This window comes from Flavobacterium cupriresistens (genome assembly GCF_020911925.1).
In the GTDB taxonomy this organism is placed as follows: domain Bacteria; phylum Bacteroidota; class Bacteroidia; order Flavobacteriales; family Flavobacteriaceae; genus Flavobacterium; species Flavobacterium cupriresistens.
Map to the genome: position 1 here is coordinate 3,786,417 of NZ_CP087134.1, position 19,491 is coordinate 3,805,907.

General features: G+C 35.7%; 14 protein-coding genes. 9 read left to right on the plus strand and 5 right to left on the minus strand.

Annotated elements, in window-relative coordinates; all coding sequences use genetic code 11:
• Positions 1-180 precede the first annotated feature (180 nt).
• Entirely contained in the window at positions 181-2,895 is a 2,715-nt protein-coding gene (locus LNP23_RS16110) for a T9SS type A sorting domain-containing protein (protein ID WP_230001956.1), read from the plus strand.
• Positions 2,896-2,997: 102 nt separating this feature from the next.
• On the opposite strand, the gene LNP23_RS16115 is transcribed toward LNP23_RS16110, so the two are convergent.
• A complete protein-coding gene (locus LNP23_RS16115) occupies positions 2,998-3,765 on the minus strand; it encodes a sulfite exporter TauE/SafE family protein (RefSeq protein WP_230001957.1) in 768 nt (255 codons plus the stop codon).
• A 123-nt stretch (positions 3,766-3,888) separates the two neighbouring features.
• Between LNP23_RS16115 and LNP23_RS16120 the strand changes: the two genes are divergently transcribed.
• The 5 genes from LNP23_RS16120 to LNP23_RS16140 all read left to right on the plus strand — a co-directional run bounded on the left by LNP23_RS16120 (position 3,889) and on the right by LNP23_RS16140 (position 10,440).
• Complete coding sequence (locus LNP23_RS16120; protein ID WP_047775235.1) at positions 3,889-4,410, plus strand: DUF7935 family protein; 522 nt, start codon at positions 3,889-3,891, stop codon at positions 4,408-4,410.
• Positions 4,411-5,634: 1,224 nt separating this feature from the next.
• Complete coding sequence (locus tag LNP23_RS16125) at positions 5,635-7,068, plus strand: hypothetical protein (protein ID WP_230001958.1); 1,434 nt, start codon at positions 5,635-5,637, stop codon at positions 7,066-7,068.
• A gap of 72 nt (positions 7,069-7,140) precedes the next feature.
• A complete protein-coding gene (locus LNP23_RS16130; RefSeq protein WP_230001959.1) occupies positions 7,141-8,244 on the plus strand; it encodes a phosphotransferase family protein in 1,104 nt (367 codons plus the stop codon).
• Complete coding sequence (locus LNP23_RS16135) at positions 8,231-9,196, plus strand: T3SS effector HopA1 family protein (RefSeq protein ID WP_230001960.1); 966 nt, start codon at positions 8,231-8,233, stop codon at positions 9,194-9,196. The genes LNP23_RS16130 and LNP23_RS16135 overlap by 14 nt, the downstream gene beginning before the upstream one ends.
• Before the next feature lie 11 nt (positions 9,197-9,207).
• Positions 9,208-10,440, plus strand: coding sequence for a lanthionine synthetase LanC family protein (locus tag LNP23_RS16140; RefSeq protein ID WP_230001961.1), 1,233 nt, complete (start codon positions 9,208-9,210; stop codon positions 10,438-10,440).
• Positions 10,441-10,784: 344 nt separating this feature from the next.
• On the opposite strand, the gene LNP23_RS16145 is transcribed toward LNP23_RS16140, so the two are convergent.
• The 3 genes from LNP23_RS16145 to LNP23_RS16155 form a co-directional block, all read right to left on the minus strand.
• Positions 10,785-11,684, minus strand: coding sequence for a patatin-like phospholipase family protein (locus LNP23_RS16145; protein ID WP_230001962.1), 900 nt, complete (start codon positions 11,682-11,684; stop codon positions 10,785-10,787).
• A gap of 130 nt (positions 11,685-11,814) precedes the next feature.
• Positions 11,815-13,875: a M1 family metallopeptidase gene (locus LNP23_RS16150; protein ID WP_230001963.1), complete on the minus strand. Its 2,061-nt coding sequence runs from the start codon at positions 13,873-13,875 to the stop codon at positions 11,815-11,817.
• A complete protein-coding gene (locus tag LNP23_RS16155) occupies positions 13,872-14,537 on the minus strand; it encodes a transposase (RefSeq protein WP_230001964.1) in 666 nt (221 codons plus the stop codon). Before LNP23_RS16155 ends, LNP23_RS16150 begins: the two co-directional genes overlap by 4 nt.
• A 64-nt stretch (positions 14,538-14,601) precedes the next feature.
• On the opposite strand from LNP23_RS16155, the gene LNP23_RS16160 reads away from it, so the two are divergent.
• Complete coding sequence (locus LNP23_RS16160; protein ID WP_230001965.1) at positions 14,602-15,372, plus strand: Dph6-related ATP pyrophosphatase; 771 nt, start codon at positions 14,602-14,604, stop codon at positions 15,370-15,372.
• Positions 15,373-15,442: 70 nt separating this feature from the next.
• A complete protein-coding gene (locus LNP23_RS16165; RefSeq protein ID WP_230001966.1) occupies positions 15,443-16,132 on the plus strand; it encodes an aspartyl/asparaginyl beta-hydroxylase domain-containing protein in 690 nt (229 codons plus the stop codon).
• 4 nt (positions 16,133-16,136) lie between these two features.
• Here the strand turns inward: LNP23_RS16165 and LNP23_RS16170 are convergent, their stop codons facing one another.
• Positions 16,137-16,679, minus strand: coding sequence for a DUF1697 domain-containing protein (locus LNP23_RS16170; protein WP_230001967.1), 543 nt, complete (start codon positions 16,677-16,679; stop codon positions 16,137-16,139).
• Positions 16,680-17,080: 401 nt separating this feature from the next.
• On the opposite strand from LNP23_RS16170, the gene recG reads away from it, so the two are divergent.
• Complete coding sequence (gene recG / locus LNP23_RS16175; RefSeq protein ID WP_047775257.1) at positions 17,081-19,189, plus strand: ATP-dependent DNA helicase RecG; 2,109 nt, start codon at positions 17,081-17,083, stop codon at positions 19,187-19,189.
• Positions 19,190-19,491 lie beyond the last annotated feature (302 nt).

Here is a 19,491-nt window from a genome sequence, read left to right on the forward strand (position 1 = left end):
TCTGAGGTTCTAAACAATAAAACGTGCTTATTTTATATTCGCTTTTGAAGTAAAACATACTATAAAAAGAAGATTTTGATTTTTTCTAAAAAGGTTGTGAGAAATGTTAAAATTTCAGGCAAAATAACAGGATTTAATTGAATAAAATTTTACTTTTATCCTAACTACAAAAAACTGTCTATGAAGAAATTTTACCTACTATTACTTTTATTTTTAAGTTTAAAACTACTGGCTCAGAACCCGGGACTAGATCCTACTTTTAATCCCAAAGATGATGGAGTTTATCAGCAAAAAATTGGATCCGGTGCGGTTCTGCTTCCAAACAATAAAATACTAAGCGTCTATAAAAATGGGCAGGTTGAATGTAATGTATTGCTTTTGAATCCGGATGGAAGCCGGGATAATACTTTTAATACGACGGCTTCTTTTTCATCAAAAGACATTCGGATATTTGCTAAATCAGATGGTGCTTTTTTAACGCTTGATTACAGCGGTAAGTTAAAAGCCTTTCATGCAGATGGAACGCTTAATACAGGTTTTACTATTACAACTATAAAAAACACCAATACCGATACTTATAGAATCAATGATATCATTTATCAAGACGATGGGAAAATCATTCTCTATGGTGCGTTTGATACTTTGAATGACGTTTATGCTGTAGGTTTTGTGCGCTTAAATGCGGACGGAAGTCTTGATCCTACTTTTAAATGGAAATCTGCTGGTAAAAAAATAGTGATCCAGAACGATGGAAATTACGTGGCTGTAGGCGGAACAAGACCATCACGATATTTTGCTGATGGGAAAATCGACCCCACTTTTAAGATAATTGCTACTATCGATCCTGTGCAAAAATTTGTGACAAATGGCTTTGAAACGGCAGATAATAGTACTATCGATGACATAGCCGTGCAGCCTGATGGAAAAGTAATAGCAGTTGGATGTAATTATGTCGAAAACGGCAGAACCATTTCTTACTCTATTGTTAGACTAAATGCTAATGGTACAAGAGATACGGGGTTTAAATTATTTACAGACAGAGAGCAAAGAATAAGAAAAGTTTATATACAAAAAGACAATAAAATCATTCTTAATATTGACTATTATAAATTTATTCGACTGAATCCTGATGGATCAACAGATCCCACTTTTAAATACACTAATACAGTGGGTTTCCTAAACGAAGGAGTTTTGCAGTTTCAAGGGGATAAAATGATTATTAGTGCTCGTTTTAAAGACAGTCAAGGAATTACAAGAGCTGATATACATCGAATAAATGTTGATGGAAGTCTTGATTTGACTTTTAATCCGCATTCAGGTCCTAATTTATTTTTTAATGAAACGTCTCCTTTTTTATCGAAAGTACTTTTAGATCAAAAGGTTTTATTGGTTGGAAATTTCACAACCTACAATGATATCCCAGTGAGAAATATATGCCGACTCAATCAAAATGGTACCTACGATCCAAGTTTTAAGCTGGATCCAAAGATTCGAATATTAGCGGATACAGACAGTTCATATCGCATTTTGGAGCAGAAAGACGGAAAAATTATATTGGTTCATAATGGTACGCTGTTGATAGATGGTCGTACAACCTCTATTATTAGATTAAAACCTGATGGTACTATTGATCCTACTTTTAACATAGATCAGTATGTGTCTTACAACCCTTCTGATATCCAACTTTTAAGTAATGGAAAAATTCTAATGATAGGTGAAAATGGTGTTTTTATTAACACGGGAGGAAGTTATTATTCCTTTAATATCATTCAATTTAATTCAGATGGTTCACTTGATAATGGTTACAAAAGTGTTCAATACAAAAAGCCATTTAGAATAGCTCCTTTGTCCGATAATAAAGTTTTAGTTTCCTTTCTGGATTACAATCCTAATTATACCTATTATCCGGTTTTAAAATTAAATGAAGACGGTACGAAAGACGCTTCTTTCAAATCCGGAATCTATCCTTACTCCAAAATAAAAGAACTAAATGATGGTAAACTATTAATTACCTACTATGATCGATATCGTACTGGTTCCAATGGTGAAGATCTTTATTTGACAAGAGTGAATTCTGATGGTTCGGCTGATCCTACCTTTAGTACTTATTCTTTTGCTTCAAGTAAAGTTAATCGTTCTGATTTTTATGAAAATGGAGAGATTAATTTATTCTTAGCTACTTACGCTACTGACTCAACAAAAAAAGTAACGCTTAGTTCGGATGGAAAATTAACAGACAGTACGACCTATAATAGCTCTAAAGAGTTTGCGATTCAAAACTGTGAAGATTTACTTTTTTACGGGTATTTTGATAAACTTGATGGCGTTAACAAAAGTGGAATCGTGCGCTACAAGACGTCTAACAGTACTTCAAGTTCAAATCCTGCTGGCGAAATTTATCAGCCTTTCACAAACGGACAGACTTTGGCGGATCTTAAAGTGGATGGAACAGCTTTAAAATGGTATAGTTTGCAAAGCAATTGTGGTATCAATAACAATACAACAAACAAAAGTGCCGCAGATACTGAAACTTTGTTGCCTTCTACAACACTTTTGGTCAACGGAACAACTTATTATGCGTCACAAAGTATAAATGGTACAGAAAGCAGCTATAGATTACCGGTAACCGTATATTCTGCTGCACTTGGAGTAAAAGAAAACAATTTGCCTAATTTGGTGACTTATCCAAATCCAGTAAAAGAATATTATACCATCTCGAATCGTGAGGATATTACTGAAGTTCAGGTTTACAATATCCTAGGACAACTTCAATTTAGTCGTACTTATAACAAAGACAATGTAGAAATTGATTTTAGTGCTTTAAAATCAGGTCTGTATTTTGTGAAGGTATATTCGGAGGGTAAAAGTGATACTTTGAAGGTTATTAAAAATTAGTATACCACTTTTTTAAAGTTATTAAAGAGCAAAGGCTCTAAGTTTCTAAGTTTTTCTTCAAAAGAAATCTCAGAAACTTAGAGCCTTATTATCTTAGCCTCTTTACTTGTAAAATACGTCGTAGGCAAAACGAATCAAAGTACCAATTACCACCACCAGGAAGAAGATCCTGATAAATCCGTTTCCTTTATTAATGGCCAGTTTGGCGCCAACCCATCCTCCTATTCCATTACAGATGGCCATTGGTATGGCAATTGTCCAGATGATTTTTCCTTTTATCATAAACAGGCAAATAGAACCAAAATTGGTTGCCAGATTGACCATTTTCGCATTCGCCGAAGCGTGCAGAAAATCGAAACCTAAAAGCGCTATAAAAGCCACAACCAGAAAACTTCCTGTTCCCGGTCCGATAAAACCGTCGTAGAATCCAATAATTATACTTATTACAACAGCATATAATATCTGGGTTGTTGCTGAATGGTCTTTGGCAACCTGCTGTCCGAAGTTTTTCTTTACATAGGTATAAATAAATAACAAAGACAAAACAACCAATAGCAGCGGTTTCATAAAATCATTGCTGACAAGGGTTAGAATAGTCGAACCCAAAAAAGCTGAAGGGACTGCCAGCGCCATCATAATCAGTAATAATCGCCACTGAATTACGACATTTTTTAAGTATTGAAAAGCGGCTACCGCTGTTCCGCTAAAAGCTGGAATTTTTAAAGTTCCGATCACGGTAGAAACAGGTAAATTGGGTAACAAAATTAAGCCCATTGGTGTTTGAATCAGCCCTCCTCCTCCAACTATGGCATCAATAAATCCTGCAGCAAAGGCAGCTAAACAAAGTAAAATAATTAAGTAGGATTCCATTTTGGTTGGGTATCAGCAGGTTTAATAAATCGGGAACAAAAGTAGCCTTCCATTTTGTTTATTACAATAATTTTAAAGTGGATTTCTCCTCAAAAAGTATATTTTTGTTGAAAAATTACGAAAATGGATTTTACACGAATTATAGAATTAGCCAGTTATACTTTACCAGCTATCGTTACCGGATTTGTAGCCTACAGTTTTTTTGAATTACATATTAAAAACAACGATAGAAAACGTGCTTTTCTATTAAACAAACAGGCTCATAAAGAATCCTTACCAATACGTTTACAGGCATACGAGCGTATGACTTTGTACTTAGAACGTATTAATCTGACTAAGTTATTGATTAGAATTGCTCCTATTTCTAACGAAAAACACGATTATGAAAATTTTGTAATTGATCAGATCGAACAGGAATTTGAACACAATCTGACGCAACAGATTTATATGTCCGACGAATGCTGGACTATTATTACCACTGCTAAAAACTCAACCATACAAATTATTCGCAAAGCCGCAATGAGCGACCGTGTTGAGAATGCTGATAAATTACGTGAAGTAATTCTGAACGATTTATTAGAAAAACAGTCTCCAAGTAATGCAGCTTTGGGGTACATAAAAAACGAAGTTGCCGAAATGTGGTAAACCAATTATTTTGAAAGATTGATACTTGGTCAATCTTTCAATTTTTTCTCTCTTTCTTCTTTATTGTCTGAAATCGTTGTTTTTTTGCCACGAATTTCACGAATCTTCTCGAATTATTCTTTTGTCACAGATTAAAAAGATTTGCACTGATTTTTTTCACGCAGATCTAGCAGATTATAGCAGAAACACTGCGGCGAAAATCCGTTTAATCCGCTGGATCTGCGTGCTTTTTTTTTTTTTCATTTGAATGTCATTTCACAAAAGTTCACGAATTGTTCTTTTGCCACAGATTAAAAAGATTTGCACTGATTTTTTTTCACGCAGATTTAGCAGATTATAGCAGAAACACTGCGGCGAAAATCCGTTTAATCCGCTGGATTTGCGCGCGCTTTTTTTTCATTTGAATGTCATTTCACAAAAGTTTACGAATTGTTCTTTTGTCACAGATTAAAAAGATTCGCACTGATTTTTTTTCACGCAGATTTGCTTCGCCAGTTCGCTATTGCTTGGGTAGCAGATTTTTAATTATAGCATTCCGCGAGAATCCGCTTAATCCGTTAGATCTGCGTGCTTTTTTTATTTTCTATTTGCACTGATTACGGATCAAACCCAAAATCTGTGGAGCGGTAACAAAAATGAGGATTAAAATTTAGTTTGTCTACTCCACCTTATTTTACACAATACCCTTGGTTTGTCCTTTCGACGAAGCAGAAATCACACAAGAAATTCCGCAAAGAAAAGCTCTAATCTTTGTCGAATATTGGATGTGATTTCTGCTTCGTCGAAAGGACAGGACTATAGAAAAAAAAGGCATATTACTTCAATAACTACATCGCGATAAATCACAAATAATCACTTAGATGTTCTTTTTTAAATAGTTGATTTTTAATTACTTATATGTATTTATTGCCGTGAAATAGTTTTTTTATGTCTATTTTTTCTGCTTTCGTGACAAAAATTCTCCCTCTTCGTGTCATTTCTTCCTTTACAGGTTTACATCCCCAGTAATTTTATTCCTTAATAACAGCTGAAAAGCATGCGTCAATTGTTATTTATCTTATTATCAGAATATTATATGACAATAAAAACCATCATGTGTTTACATGCTAAAGAGAAAAAGTTATAGTCCATATTTATTTCAAACAATAAGCAAATCAACCAAAAAACAGGGAAGGAAGCCGAAAAACCCTAAAAAAGAGTAGGTAACAAATCAACCAATAAGTTATGACTAAAATTTCTAACGTAGAAAACGGGGCTGTGTACGAAGGGTACGATAGCCTTGCTGCCTCACAGTGGTGTACCCCATCATTTCTGGGATGTAGCGCGTGTGTCTCTACCAGTGCTGTCAAAGGTCAGGTTACGATCACAATAGAATTAAGAACTCCTTTCGGAAATGTATCTAAAAGCTTTAGTTTTAATAGTAATGTAAGTTTTACATGGCAGCCTTTTAGTAAATTCAAAGTTACCATAAGCATCGCAAACTTCAATGAAGCCGGCGGTGTTTTTAGTTTTGATCTGGCTCTGAATCCTTGCATCGACATTCCGTTTTATGGATGGAAATGCTTTAATTTCAGCCACACATTCTCTGTGCCATTATTAGTAGCAGGTATCGAAAGTGATATTGACGATTCTCATTTTACAAGTTTGTTAACGTTACACGCCAGTGGTGCTTTAGATGCTGGATGTCACTGCGACGATACGGCTACTCCGTTGTTGAAAGGTGATATTTACAACAACTATCTGAGCGGCCAGGCCGCTTTTCCAACCATACCGGTTACGAAATGCTTTCCGATACCAACTGTACAATGCATTCCAACTATTACATCATGTGTAACAGGGATATCCCCTATTTGTCTTACACAGCAAGATACTGGTGCAAATGCAGCTGCAATACCTACACTACCAGTAAATCAATGTATCCCTACAGTGTCTTGTATTCCTACTGTATCTTGCATTCCGACGGTATCGTGTACCGGAATCCCGTTTATTTGTAATGGTGTCGCTGCTCAAGCTGGAAATACTGCCAATGCCGAAGCCAGAACATTAGTTTGTTTTCCAACATATCCTCCGGTATGCAGACAACTAAGTGCTACTGATGCAAATGCTGCTGCAATACCAACATTACCTGTAAGTCAATGTATTCCTACAGCATCTTGTATTCCTACTGTTTCTTGCATTCCAACAATATCATGCACAGGAATACCTTTTATCTGTAATGATGCTGTTCAAAGTACTGGCGGTGTAAATGCAGGACCACCACATACGGTATTGTGTTTTCCAACATTGCCAATGGCATGTAGACCAACAGGAGCTGTTGCTGATGCAGCTGCAATTCCAACATTACCGGTAAATCAATGTATACCTACGGTATCTTGTATTCCGACAGTGTCTTGTATCCCAACGGTATCGTGCACCGGAATCCCATTTATTTGTAATGGTGTTGCTGCTCAAGCGGGAAGTACACAACAAAGTACTTATACACTTATTTGTGCCCCAACGAATCCTATAGCATGCAGACATTTAGGCGCTGACTATCAGGGTAATGCTGCTGCAATACCGACATTACCGGTAAATCAGTGTGTGCCTACTGTATCGTGTGTTCCAACCTTGTCTTGTATCCCAACGGCATCGTGCACCGGAATACCTTTTATTTGTTAATACTATTTAATTTTAAAAATCGCAGGGTCTAAACAATCCTGCGATTGTTTTTTAATCCTTAAATCTTACGTAATGCAATTAACTCCAGAAACCGTATATCAGTATCTACATAAACGCCAACTTATTGATGAAGAGGCAGTGATTAAAGGCAATTTTATGGTACATCCGGTAAAGACCAGAAATACCATCATGAAAATAATAGTCCGTCCTGAGAATTCTCTTTTTGTGAAGCAAATGCAAAAAGATATCGTTAGTGACGGTTTATTTCAAAGAGAAATCAATACCTATACTTTATTTAAAAACAAGGCAGAATTTTCATCAATTGCAGCTGTTGTTCCTAAACTATTGGATTACGATGATGTTGCTAATATAATGATAACCGAACTGTTATATGATGCAAAAAACTTATATGAGCATTATATGCTTACCAAAAACTTCGACTTAAACCTTGCCCGCGAGCAAGCTGTTATATTATCAGCATGTCATGTTGTACCTGAAGACAAATCAATTGCATCAATGTTTCCAAAAAACCTTCCGTGGGTATTACAATTGGATAAATACGATGCCGATCAATTTTTTGTAAACAATGAAGCAAGCACTTCTATTATTAGCCTGATAAAAGAGAATCAGGTCCTGCAAAACGCATTAATAAACTTGGCCATATCGTGGAATTACACCCACTTGATACACGGTGATATCAAATGGATCAACTTTATGGTTACTCAAGATGAAAAAGGTTTTACACAAAAACTTATCGATTGGGAACTTGCTGACATTGGCGATCCGTTGTGGGATGTTGCCGGACTCATGCAATCGTATATCAGTGTTTGGCTCCTTGGATTTGATAATAACGACCCTGCCGGTTACCAATTACCGGAGTATATGCAACCCTACGATATCAAAAACACCCAATCTTCGGCACAGGCTTTCCTTTATGAATATATGGCTATACAAAAATACCCTGAATCATATTATGGTACTATTTTGGCAAAAATAATTCAGTTAACAGCAGCCAGAATTATTCAGACGAGTTTAGAAGGAATTACTTATAATTCAAAAATTGAAGCGAATAATATGCGTTGTATTCAATTGGCGTTCAATATTATGAGTAATCCTTTTAACGCATTACAGGAATTGTTTAATATAAAACTACAACAAGATTATGTTCCAGGATAAAACCATCGTTAAAGAACTTACGCGACTAATTAGTCAACTTCATATTTCAGACTCTTTTCTCCAATTTAGAGAAAAACAGTATGCTATTACACCTGAGAATGCAATGAGCAGTCTCATTAGCATATTGTATTCCGAATGTTATGCCTTAAAAGAAAGCTATCAGACAGGTCAGAAGGAAAGAGCGCTCCATTTTACGGACTCTAATGACTCTTTTTTGGAATTGCTTTCTCAAAATAATCTAAGTAAAAACAGAACAGAAAAGGATTGGATTGTAAAAAACATACATCCGAATGGGTATTTAGAAGTAACAAAACAGAGCGAACTGCAAGTCATACACGCTTCTCATTTAGTAGATTTTCCGTCCGGATCAACTGCGGAAATCGGGCAAACGGTTTCGGTTTTATTTTCAAAAGAAGACAGGCAGAGGCAACCTACTTTTTATTATGTTTTTAGCGATCAATCCATGAATCCGTTTCAAAATTTTACGAGAATATATTGGAATTGTAACAGCGATGGTGCGCCAAAACTTATAAAATGCATTACTGAAAAACTTAACTATTATTCGATTCCGTTTCTCTTTAAATGCCTTAATCACCCTGATTTGTACTTTCGAAGAGATGCAGCAGTGCTTTATATAGAAGAGACTATGATTCCTATAATCAAAATGTTACTGCCTGAAATTTGTAACGAAATGGAAGACTACCTTGAAGAAGATGTACCTCTTTTTGCTTATCCGTATGCCAAAGGAGTTGGTATGGCTGAAAGTCCAAATGAGAATGAAAGTTTCGGAATGAACAGAGTGACCATACTAGCTGAAACCCTCTTCCGAACTACACACAAAAAACTGGTGGCTACAGCTGTTGTTAACGAAATTGGAAGCACTTTTCTACAAAGAGGAATAGACCCGAAAACGACTTTTCTCAATAAAGGAACAAAAATACTATTCAATTAAAAGAAAGAATTATGGATCAGACCAATAAAAATATTTTCCTTGAAACGGCATGGAATATCGGAACTAATTTAATGAAAACCAGTATCTGGCATGATAAATCCTGTACCTGGCAAGGGTATTCATTTGAGCCTTTGAATGGTACGTATCAACCCGTGATCAGAACTTTTGGACCGGATGTTTACTCAGGTACAGCGGGTATTGCTTTATTTTTGACGGCTTTGTATACGGAAAGAGAAGACCCGATTTTGCTCCAAACAATAGAAGGCAGCATTGAACAAATGAAAAGTACCATGTATGCTGCTATTAGTCACGGATTCTATGCTGGAAAACCCGGGATCGCAGCGGCATTAATCAAAATTGGAAAAGAATTAAACAGAACAGATTGGGTACAAGAGGGACTTGATTTACTCGATAGCATTCCTTCTGAATCGCTTCAATCCTATGAAATTGATATTATAAGTGGTGCTGCCGGAACAATACCGGTGCTGCTGGATGTTTATACTGTTTTTAAAAAATCGGAATTACTGGATAAAGCAATTGCATTAGGGCATTTATTGTGTGATGCGGCTGTTAAAAATAATACTGTTTGGTCATGGGCTACGGTTCCTTCACAAAAAAATCTAACAGGTTTCTCACACGGCTCCTCAGGAATAGCTTTAGCGTTATTGCAATTGTATAAAGTAACGGGAAACCCCGCATTTATGGAAGCCGCTGAAGGTGGTTTTAATTACGAACGCCAGTCTTTTGATAACACACAACAAAACTGGCCTGACTTTAGAGACGATGTGGTCGCAAGCACCACAACCAATGTATGTGGACTAGCCTGGTGCCACGGAGCTCCCGGGATTACAATTTCAAGATTAAAAGCAAATCAATTAGATTCAAATCCTGTTTTTACAAACGAAATGAATATTGCACTCGCGACTACCGCTAATTCTGTTTATCAGGGGCTAATGGAAAATCTGACGAGTACCAATTACTCTATTTGTCATGGCATAGCAGGAAATGCAGATATTATGATGGATTGTGGAGGAATGGAATACCAACAACTGGCAGAAGCTGTCGGGAACGCCGGTATTAGCAAATATCCAAACAATAATATTCAATGGTCTACAGGATTAAGTAGCGGACAGTATACGCCGGGACTGATGATGGGGATAGCAGGGACTGGATATTTTTATCTTCGCTTGCTAAATAAAGACAAACATAAAAGTGTGTTGCTGCCGCAACTTGGGCTGGCTTAAGAAGCTATAAACAATCAAAAAAAATGGAAGTATTGTTTTAAATTGCCTCCTGCTTTACCTCAATGTCATTAAGTTAAGGATTATCAAAAAAAGTCTCACGCAGATTTTAGCGGGATGAAATAAAAAAATCCGCAGAATCTGCAAAATCTGCGTGAAAAATCTCTTAACTTAATGACATTGTGCTTTAGCTGGAGGAATATAATTTAATTTAAAATTTTAAAGGCTTAAGCCAAAATTGTTAGTCAATTAGGCTAAAGCCAATTTTGTACTTCTCAATCTGCATACCTCCAGCTAAAGCAGGAGGCAATGGAAAATAATGCTTCTATTCTTTATAAAATTACAAACTACTTATTATCACTCATAATTTCAGATTTATTCTGTGCATATTCATAACCTTGCTCCCACCACACTTTCATAACTTCTCTATTGAAAATCAAAGCGTTATTTGTGAGTTTTGTTGGTGTGTAGTATAGATTTAATTTTACATTTTTATTGCTGGCCATTAGTTTTCCAATTGCGATATCATGCTTTTCTACCTGATCCAGAGCAATTCGGAATAAATCAATCATCAGGGAAAACGGGTTTTTGCCGATTACCATTTTATCCATATTAACTTCTGTTTCCAGAATGATCACATCAATTTCGGTTGCGCCACGATTTATGGCTTCACGTATGGGTACCAAACTCGAGAAACCTCCGTCTCCATATTCGTAATTGTTTTTGGTGACTAAACTCATAAACGGAATATAATTGCTTGAAATCCAAGTCCAGTCGCAAAACTCTTCGTACGTACAGTCTTTAACGGACTTATATTCTGCCTCGTTTTTGGTTAAATTGGTAACGGTAACAATAACATCACTCTTAAGTTTTTTGAGCTTATTGAAATCGGCTATCGAAAAATTGTTTTTGATGTACTTTTGTAGTCCTTTACTCTCTCCAAAAGTCCTTTTTCCTCTAAAAAATTGACGTAAAACATTAAAATGATTGATGGTTACGATGTCAATCCCATCTTTGACTTTCACAACAAACGGACAGATATTAAAAATTTTAGACATGGTAACATTGGTGTAAACCCAGTGGATTTTTTTCAAATGCCCCAGAGCCAGGTGCGGAATTAACAAACTCCCTGTTGAAGTTCCTAAGAACATATCGTATTCGTGTTTCTTCTCTTCTATTAAATATTGTGCCACACCACCCGCAAATGCTCCTTTACTGCCTCCACCTGAAATAACCAATGCTCTCATAAATTTAATGTAGGTATTATTTTTTTTATTTAGAATGTGGGGAGAGAATAGAGTACAGAATATAGATTGGAGTTTTTTCCTTGCTCTACATCCTAATATTCTATGCTCTATATTCTTTGTTCTATACTCTTTACTCTTTTAATAAACGATTCAATTGAAACTGTTCATCGGATGTCAAATTAGGCAAAATTCTTTCAAACGACGCACGCATTTCCGAATTTTTTAATAAAATCCTAATAGAATCTCTTCCGAATTTTGAAAATTGCCACATATGATGTGTTGTTGCACCTACTAAATTTGTTAAAACGGTATCGTTTATCAATCTAAAAGCAATTAATTTTTCTAACGCATTTTGTCTTGTCGTTGCCTCACATTTTGTCGATGAAAAACCAATCAGCTCCGTAACTAAATCTTCCGGATTCTCGCTGTAATCTCGTGTAGATAAAGCCAATGAAAGCCATAATGTACGAAGATTATAGTCATTAAAACCAATCCAATTCTTTGATTTGTTTAGGTATTCAGTCTGATGTTCGGGAAAACTTTTCCATAAACTATAGAGGGCGATTTCTTGAGTTTGGTATGATTTGTCATTAAGTAAAGTTTCATAGGTGGCTCTGAAATCTTCCGGAATTTGATTAAAATTACCCGCAACTGCCTGACGAATCTGTACATCATTACTTTGCATAGCGATTACTAATAATTCTTTTTTAGCATCATACTTATCGTTTTCTATTTGATTAACAATAGCTTCTTTTACAGTGTGGTAGGTATCTGAATTTAAAGTTTTGATTAAGAATTCTTTCTTTTCTGATAAAGGCGTTTTTTTTAGTTTATCTACTTCCAAACGAACTTGAATTGCTTTGTTTTTGCTCAATAAAGCATTAGCAGTTGCGGTATCAAAAGCAGTTGATTCTAACCAGGTCTTCTGAAATTTATCCAAATCAAAATCGGATACTTTTTTAACTTCATCAAAGAAATTTTGCGTATTTACATTTTGATAAGCGTATTTTTTGAGGTAGCTTTTAATGGCTTTTTTAAAGGCCTTATCACCTATTGATTCGTGTAATACGAACAACGTCCAAGCTCCTTTTTCGTAAAAGGTTAAAGAACTAGCCTTGGCATTTAAAACCGGAATCGTATCTGTTCTTGAGGCAAACTTTAATTGCTGTGCGGTTTCGTATAATTTAGAATAAAAGTAATCATCACCATAAATATCCCTTTCGGCAAGCAAAGCATAATAAGTCGCAAAACCTTCCTGAAGCCAATGATGTGTGCTGCTTTCGGCCGTAATCAGGTCGCCGAACCAATGATGTGCCAACTCATGTGCGTCGACATTGGTATAATTTCGGTCTTCAAAACCGGTAGTATCAACAACGTAACGCGTTGCAAAAAGTGTGGTCGTTGTGTTTTCCATTCCTGCATACAAAAAATCACGAACCGGAATTTCTCTATAAATTCCCCACGGGTACCCTACTCCTATTTCTTTTTCCAGAAAATCGAATATGCGTTTCGAATAACGGTAAGTAGGTTCGAAACGAGCCAAATCCTTATTCTCCAAATAATACTCTAAAGGAATGTTTGTTTTTGACTTGAACTCTTTTTTATCATATTTTCCGACCGTAAGCATCAATAAGTAAGAACTCATTGGTTTTTTCATCTGGTATTGCCATTGAACCTGATTGTTATGCTCTGTTTTGTTTTTCAAGATTCCATTCGAGACTACCTGATAGCCCTTTTCATAAGTAACTTCCATATTAAAAATTACTTTTTCATTTACATCATCAAAACTCGGAAACCAGTTGCTGGTATATCTCCCCTGACCCTGCGTCCAGATTTGCACTTCTGAATTTTCAACAGCAACAAAATACAAAGCTTGTTTGGGTTTAACTGAATAGTTAAAACGAAGCTGTTTTTTGCCCTTTTCAAGATTGTCAATGATTTGCAATTGTTTGCCTGTGTTAAGGAAAATCACTTCTTTTCCATCGATTTCAACATTGGTAAATTCCATGTTTTTCGCATCAATTTTAATTGTATCTACAGCTTTCAAGACTTCAAAATCGTACGTAACGCTACCGGAAACAGATTTTTCCTTGGCATCTAATTTTAATTGCCCCGAAACGGATTTAAAATCGACGAACTGGGTTTGCTGTGCAAAAGCGAAGCTGGTAATAAAAAGAAAAAAGTATTTCATTGAAAATTTGAATTTATGGGATCCGTCTCCCAATTTCTAGGGTTGTTTTTTATGTAATTATAGATTTTATCAAAGGCAATATGATTTCTAACAATACTATCGTGATAATTGGATTGCCAGATTGATGTTTCATTACCGATTTGTTTTGTTGTGACCGATTTAAAAATCGCAACAAATGATGAAATTGAATTTGGTTTTCGGGTTAATTTGATTTTTTTGGGGTTATCGTGGTCTTGTTGTGGGTCCGATTTTTGATCGTGATTATGTTTTGAATCATCTTTCAAATGATGTTCCAAATCATCTTCCAAATTACGTTCCCGTAGAGACGCACTGCTGTGCGTCTCTACACTGTGCGTCTCTACATTGTGCGTTTCTGCGTTAGAAATCGGATTATTTTGGATTTCAATCAACAAATGAATATGATTTGGCATTACCACCCAATTATGGAAGAACCAATTTTTCCGAATTGAAATTGATTTTTTCAATTCGGTCTCAATAATTTCTCCATTGTCGTTTAATTTCATCGCTTCATTTTCAACTGTGCCAAAAATGGACTCTCTATTCTGTGTCACTATTGTGATAAAATAGATTGCATCACCGGAATAATCCCAGTTTTTCAATCTGTTAGAATCAGTTTTGTATTTATTCTTAAATAATATCATTTCTTGAGGCGTATAATAATCTCAAAGTTACAAAGGTTTCGCCAACAAATCGAATGAATTTTGTATGTTTACTACAGAAAATTACAACAAAGTGTCAAAGCCAATAAAAGCATTATTTAACTGGAGCAGCGGAAAAGATTCTGCTCTTACTTTATACAAAATTTTACAGAATCCGGAGTGTAAAATTGAATGTTTACTGACCAGTGTCAACGAGAAATACCAACGAATTTCGATGCATGGTGTACGCATTGAACTTCTCGAAGCACAGGCAAAAAGTATCGGTATTCCATTAAAAGTACTGCAGGTTCCGGAGATGCCAACAATGGAAGTGTATGAAAACGTAATGGCCCAAACTTTAAATGAATTAAAAAAGGAAGGAATTACACATTCTGTTTTCGGGGATATCTTTCTGGAAGATTTGCGAAAATATCGTGAGGATCAATTAGCGAAAATTGGTTTTCAAGGTGTTTTTCCAATCTGGAAAATTCCAACAAAGGAATTGATCCAGGAGTTCATTCAACTTGGATTTAAGACAATTGTAGTTTGTGTAAATGAACGCTATTTGGACAAAAGTTTTGCCGGTCGTATTATCGATCAGGATTTTATCAATGATTTGCCTGAAAATGTAGATTTATGTGGCGAAAATGGTGAATTTCATACCTTTACATTTGATGGTCCGCTTTTCTCTAAACCAATTGATTTTGAAATTGGCGAAATCGTTTACCGCAAATACGAAAGGCCAAAAAAGGATGACTCATCCAATACTGCCTGCGATACGAATACGACCGATGCTTTCGATTTTGGATTCTGGTACTGCGATTTGATTCCTAAATAAGTGATGTAAACTGAGGCTGGGTTATAAATTCACGAGAGTTTATTATTATTCTAATGCAAAAAAATAGATTATGGATATACTGATACGTTCTATAAAATTCCCCATTGTTTTTGATGTAGACAAACTTAAAAGTGATCTTTCTAAAATAATGAATAAAAAATGGGTGGCGCATTACAATACCAATGATTATTCCGGAAAATGGACTTCGGTTGCTTTGATGTCTACAGACGGGAAATCGGATACTATTTTTGCTTTACCCAATACTGACGATGCCATTAAAGAAACCGAAATTTTAGATTCCTGTACCTATTTTAAAGAAATTTTAGATGATTTTCTTTTTGAAAAAACCGCCGTACGCCTACTCCAATTAGCCGTTGGTGCGGAAATCAAGCCGCATTCCGATCATTGTTTGGGGTACGAAGACGGTTCTTTCCGATTGCATATTCCAATAATTACTAATCCCGATGTGGAGTTTATTTTGGACGGAAAACGTCTGATTATGGGTGAAGGAGAATGCTGGTATATCGATGCTAATTTTGAGCATTCTGTGGCAAACAGAGGCGATCAGGATCGTATACACCTAGTAATTGACGGAGTTCGAAATGAATGGACTGATGCTCTTTTTTACAAAGAAGCAGCAGAAAATCAATTTAAGAAGCCTCAAATCAGCATGAGTGAAGAACAAAAACAATTGATGATTGCGGAGTTAAAACGCATGAATACAAGTGTTGCAAACGATCTTATAAAAAATTTAGAATAGAAATCTACTCTTCGTACATGTTCAATAAATTAGTTACCGTATTCCAGTTTCTAATCGTTGCCGTTACGTTTAGTTTTTTCTCAATATATTTTTGATCAAATCTTGTCTTTCCTGCTCCAACCGCGTATTTAATAAAAATTCTGTTCCCATCAATACTGGCTTCATCAGGTTTAAACTGACTAATTTTAAGATCATTGATATTCTCGCTTTTCAGAGCAATTGAGACAAAAGCAACGTACAGTTTTTTAGTGTCGACTTCTTTTTCTTTGAGAAAAGGGCTGTTTTTGAAACAATCATCAAGGTCTTTTTTGGTAATCACTACCGTCGGAACTTCATGACCGAAAACTTTAAAGATTTCTTGTTTTATCTGAAAACCCACTGCCGATGCACTTTCTTCCGGCGTATCTACAAATACATTTCCGGACTGTAGGTACGTTCTAACATTTTGAAAACCTATATTTTCAAGCATTGTCTTTAATGCTTCCATTTTCATCATATTATGTCCCGAAACATTTATGCCGCGTAAAAGTACCAGATGTGTTGTCATTGTCTTTAAATTTTGTTCAAAGATAAAAAAATCAATTGCAATAAAAATGGAGCCGGACTCAATTATAGTTTTGCGATTAGGATTAAAAAAAAGATACCAAACTAAAACGGCTTGAAATGTAGATGGAAATGTCCCAATTATATGAAAATATAGATGTCGATACAATTAATAATCAACTGTCTATATATTCGTCTTTTACCTTTACCGGATTTAACAAACGTCAATTTCTTTCCTACAACAACTGACTTTTCAAGGCAGGCAGATTTTTAAAATTCCCAATTAAAATCTATCTTCGTATTTCTAAAAGAGAAAAAAGAAGAGCCCCGTCAGCATACGGTGCAGAATCTTAAAGTTATTCTCTAAAATCTATTTGCAATATTCTAAAAACGTAACGCCAAAAAATGTCTAATAATCTCCTTGAAACTCCTATCGAATACTTAAAAGGTGTTGGTCCCAATCGGGGTCAATTGCTGCGCAAGGAATTGGGGATTCATAAGTATGGTGATTTAGTTAACTTTTTTCCAAATCGTTATATTGATCGAACGCGATACTACAAGATAAATGAACTTCAAAATACGGGTTCTGAAGTTCAGATTATTGGAAAAATCATCAACATCAAAACGGTTGAATTTGCAAAAAACAAAAAGCGTCTGGTAGCCACCTTTGTAGATGATACGGGCCAAATTGATTTAAATTGGTTTCAGGGACACAAGTGGGTTCGCGAAAGCTTAAAGCTGAATGAAGTTTGTGTCATTTTTGGAAAATGCTCTTTGTACGGGAGTCAATTTAGTATGGCGCATCCTGAGATCGAACCTTTAAATGAACATGAAAAAAGCCTCCGTTCTGCCATGCAACCGGTTTATCCTTCAACAGAAACGCTGACAAATCGAGGCATTTCTAATCGAACGATCAATAAATTAATGGAGCAACTGTTTATTGAAACGCAGGCTTTGTTTACAGAAACATTTCCCTCTTATTTAATTGAAGAGTTGAAATTGATTTCAAAAAAAGCAGCGCTATTCAATATTCATTTCCCGAAAAGTACTGATGCTTTGGCGAAAGCGCAGTTTCGATTAAAGTTTGAAGAATTGTTCTTTATTCAACTGCAATTAATCACCAAAAACCTGATTCAAAAGCATAAAATAAAAGGGCATCCGTTTACAAAAGTGGGTGAATTTTTTAATGAATTCTATCAAAATCATTTGCCTTTTGAATTGACCAATGCACAAAAAAGAGTTATAAAAGAAATCCGTTCCGATATGGGAAGCAATGCCCAAATGAACCGATTATTGCAGGGTGATGTGGGGTCCGGGAAGACTATTGTAGCTTTTATGAGCATGTTATTGGCGATGGACAATGGTTTTCAGGCTTGTTTGATGGCGCCAACAGAAATTCTCGCCAACCAGCATTTTATCGGATTGTCGGAATTGGCTAAAACTTTAAATATCAACATTAAAATACTTACTGGTTCTACCAAAACGGCAGCCAGAAGAATTCTGCATGAAGAACTTGAAAACGGAACTTTACATATTTTAATCGGGACACACGCTTTATTGGAAGACAAAGTCAAATTTAAAAACCTAGGTTTAGCGGTAATCGATGAGCAACATCGTTTTGGTGTCGAGCAACGTTCTAAGTTATGGAAGAAGAACGAGATTCCGCCCCATGTTTTAGTAATGACCGCCACCCCTATTCCAAGAACGCTTGCGATGAGTCTTTATGGTGATTTGGATATTTCTGTAATTGATGAATTGCCTCCCGGACGAAAACCCATTCAGACCGTACATCGTTTTGACAGTAATCGTCTGAAAGTTTGGAAATTTCTTAGGGATGAAATCGCACTGGGAAGACAAATTTATATCGTTTATCCGTTGATTCAAGAGTCTGAAAAAATGGATTATAAGGACTTAATGGACGGTTACGAGAGTATTTCACGTGATTTTCCATTGCCACAGTATTCGATTTCTATTTTGCACGGAAAAATGAAGCCCGCAGATAAAGATGCTGAAATGAAACGTTTTTCAGAAGGAAAAACGAATATAATGGTCGCAACAACCGTGATTGAAGTTGGGGTAAATGTACCCAATGCAAGTGTAATGATTATTGAAAGTGCAGAACGCTTCGGATTGTCTCAATTGCATCAGCTTCGCGGTCGTGTAGGACGTGGTGCTGAACAAAGTTATTGTATTCTGATGACTAGCCATAAATTAAGTGCCGACAGTAAAACCCGAATGGAGACCATGGTGCAAACCAATGATGGCTTCGAAATTGCCGAAGTAGATCTTAAACTTCGTGGCCCCGGAGATTTAATGGGGACGCAACAAAGCGGTGTTTTAAACCTTCAAATTGCAGACATTGTCCGTGATCGTGATATATTGTCTTTAGGAAGAAACTATGCCATGAAAATTCTTAAAGAAGATTCTGCCCTTCAAAAACCGGAGCATGCTATTTTGAAAGCGGTCTTTATTGAACTAACTAAGAAGAAGAATATCTGGAATTATATTAGTTAGTTTTTTTTAAGGTGCTAAGTTACTAAGATGCTAAGTTGCTGAGAATCTTGGATATTGTCTTGATTTTAGTTTCTAAGCTATAAAAAGAGATCTAAAAGTTACGAAGTGATTTGCAACAACTGTTTTGTTTAATTAATTGAAACTACTAGCTAATAATTTGTTGATCCTATTTGATAAAAGCACAAAAGGGTTGATTTGCTTACCGCTTCAGCTCAATTCCATTAAGTTAAGGATTATCAAAAAAAGTCTCACGCAGATTTTAGCACAATGAAATAAAAAAATCCGCAGAATCCGCAGAATCT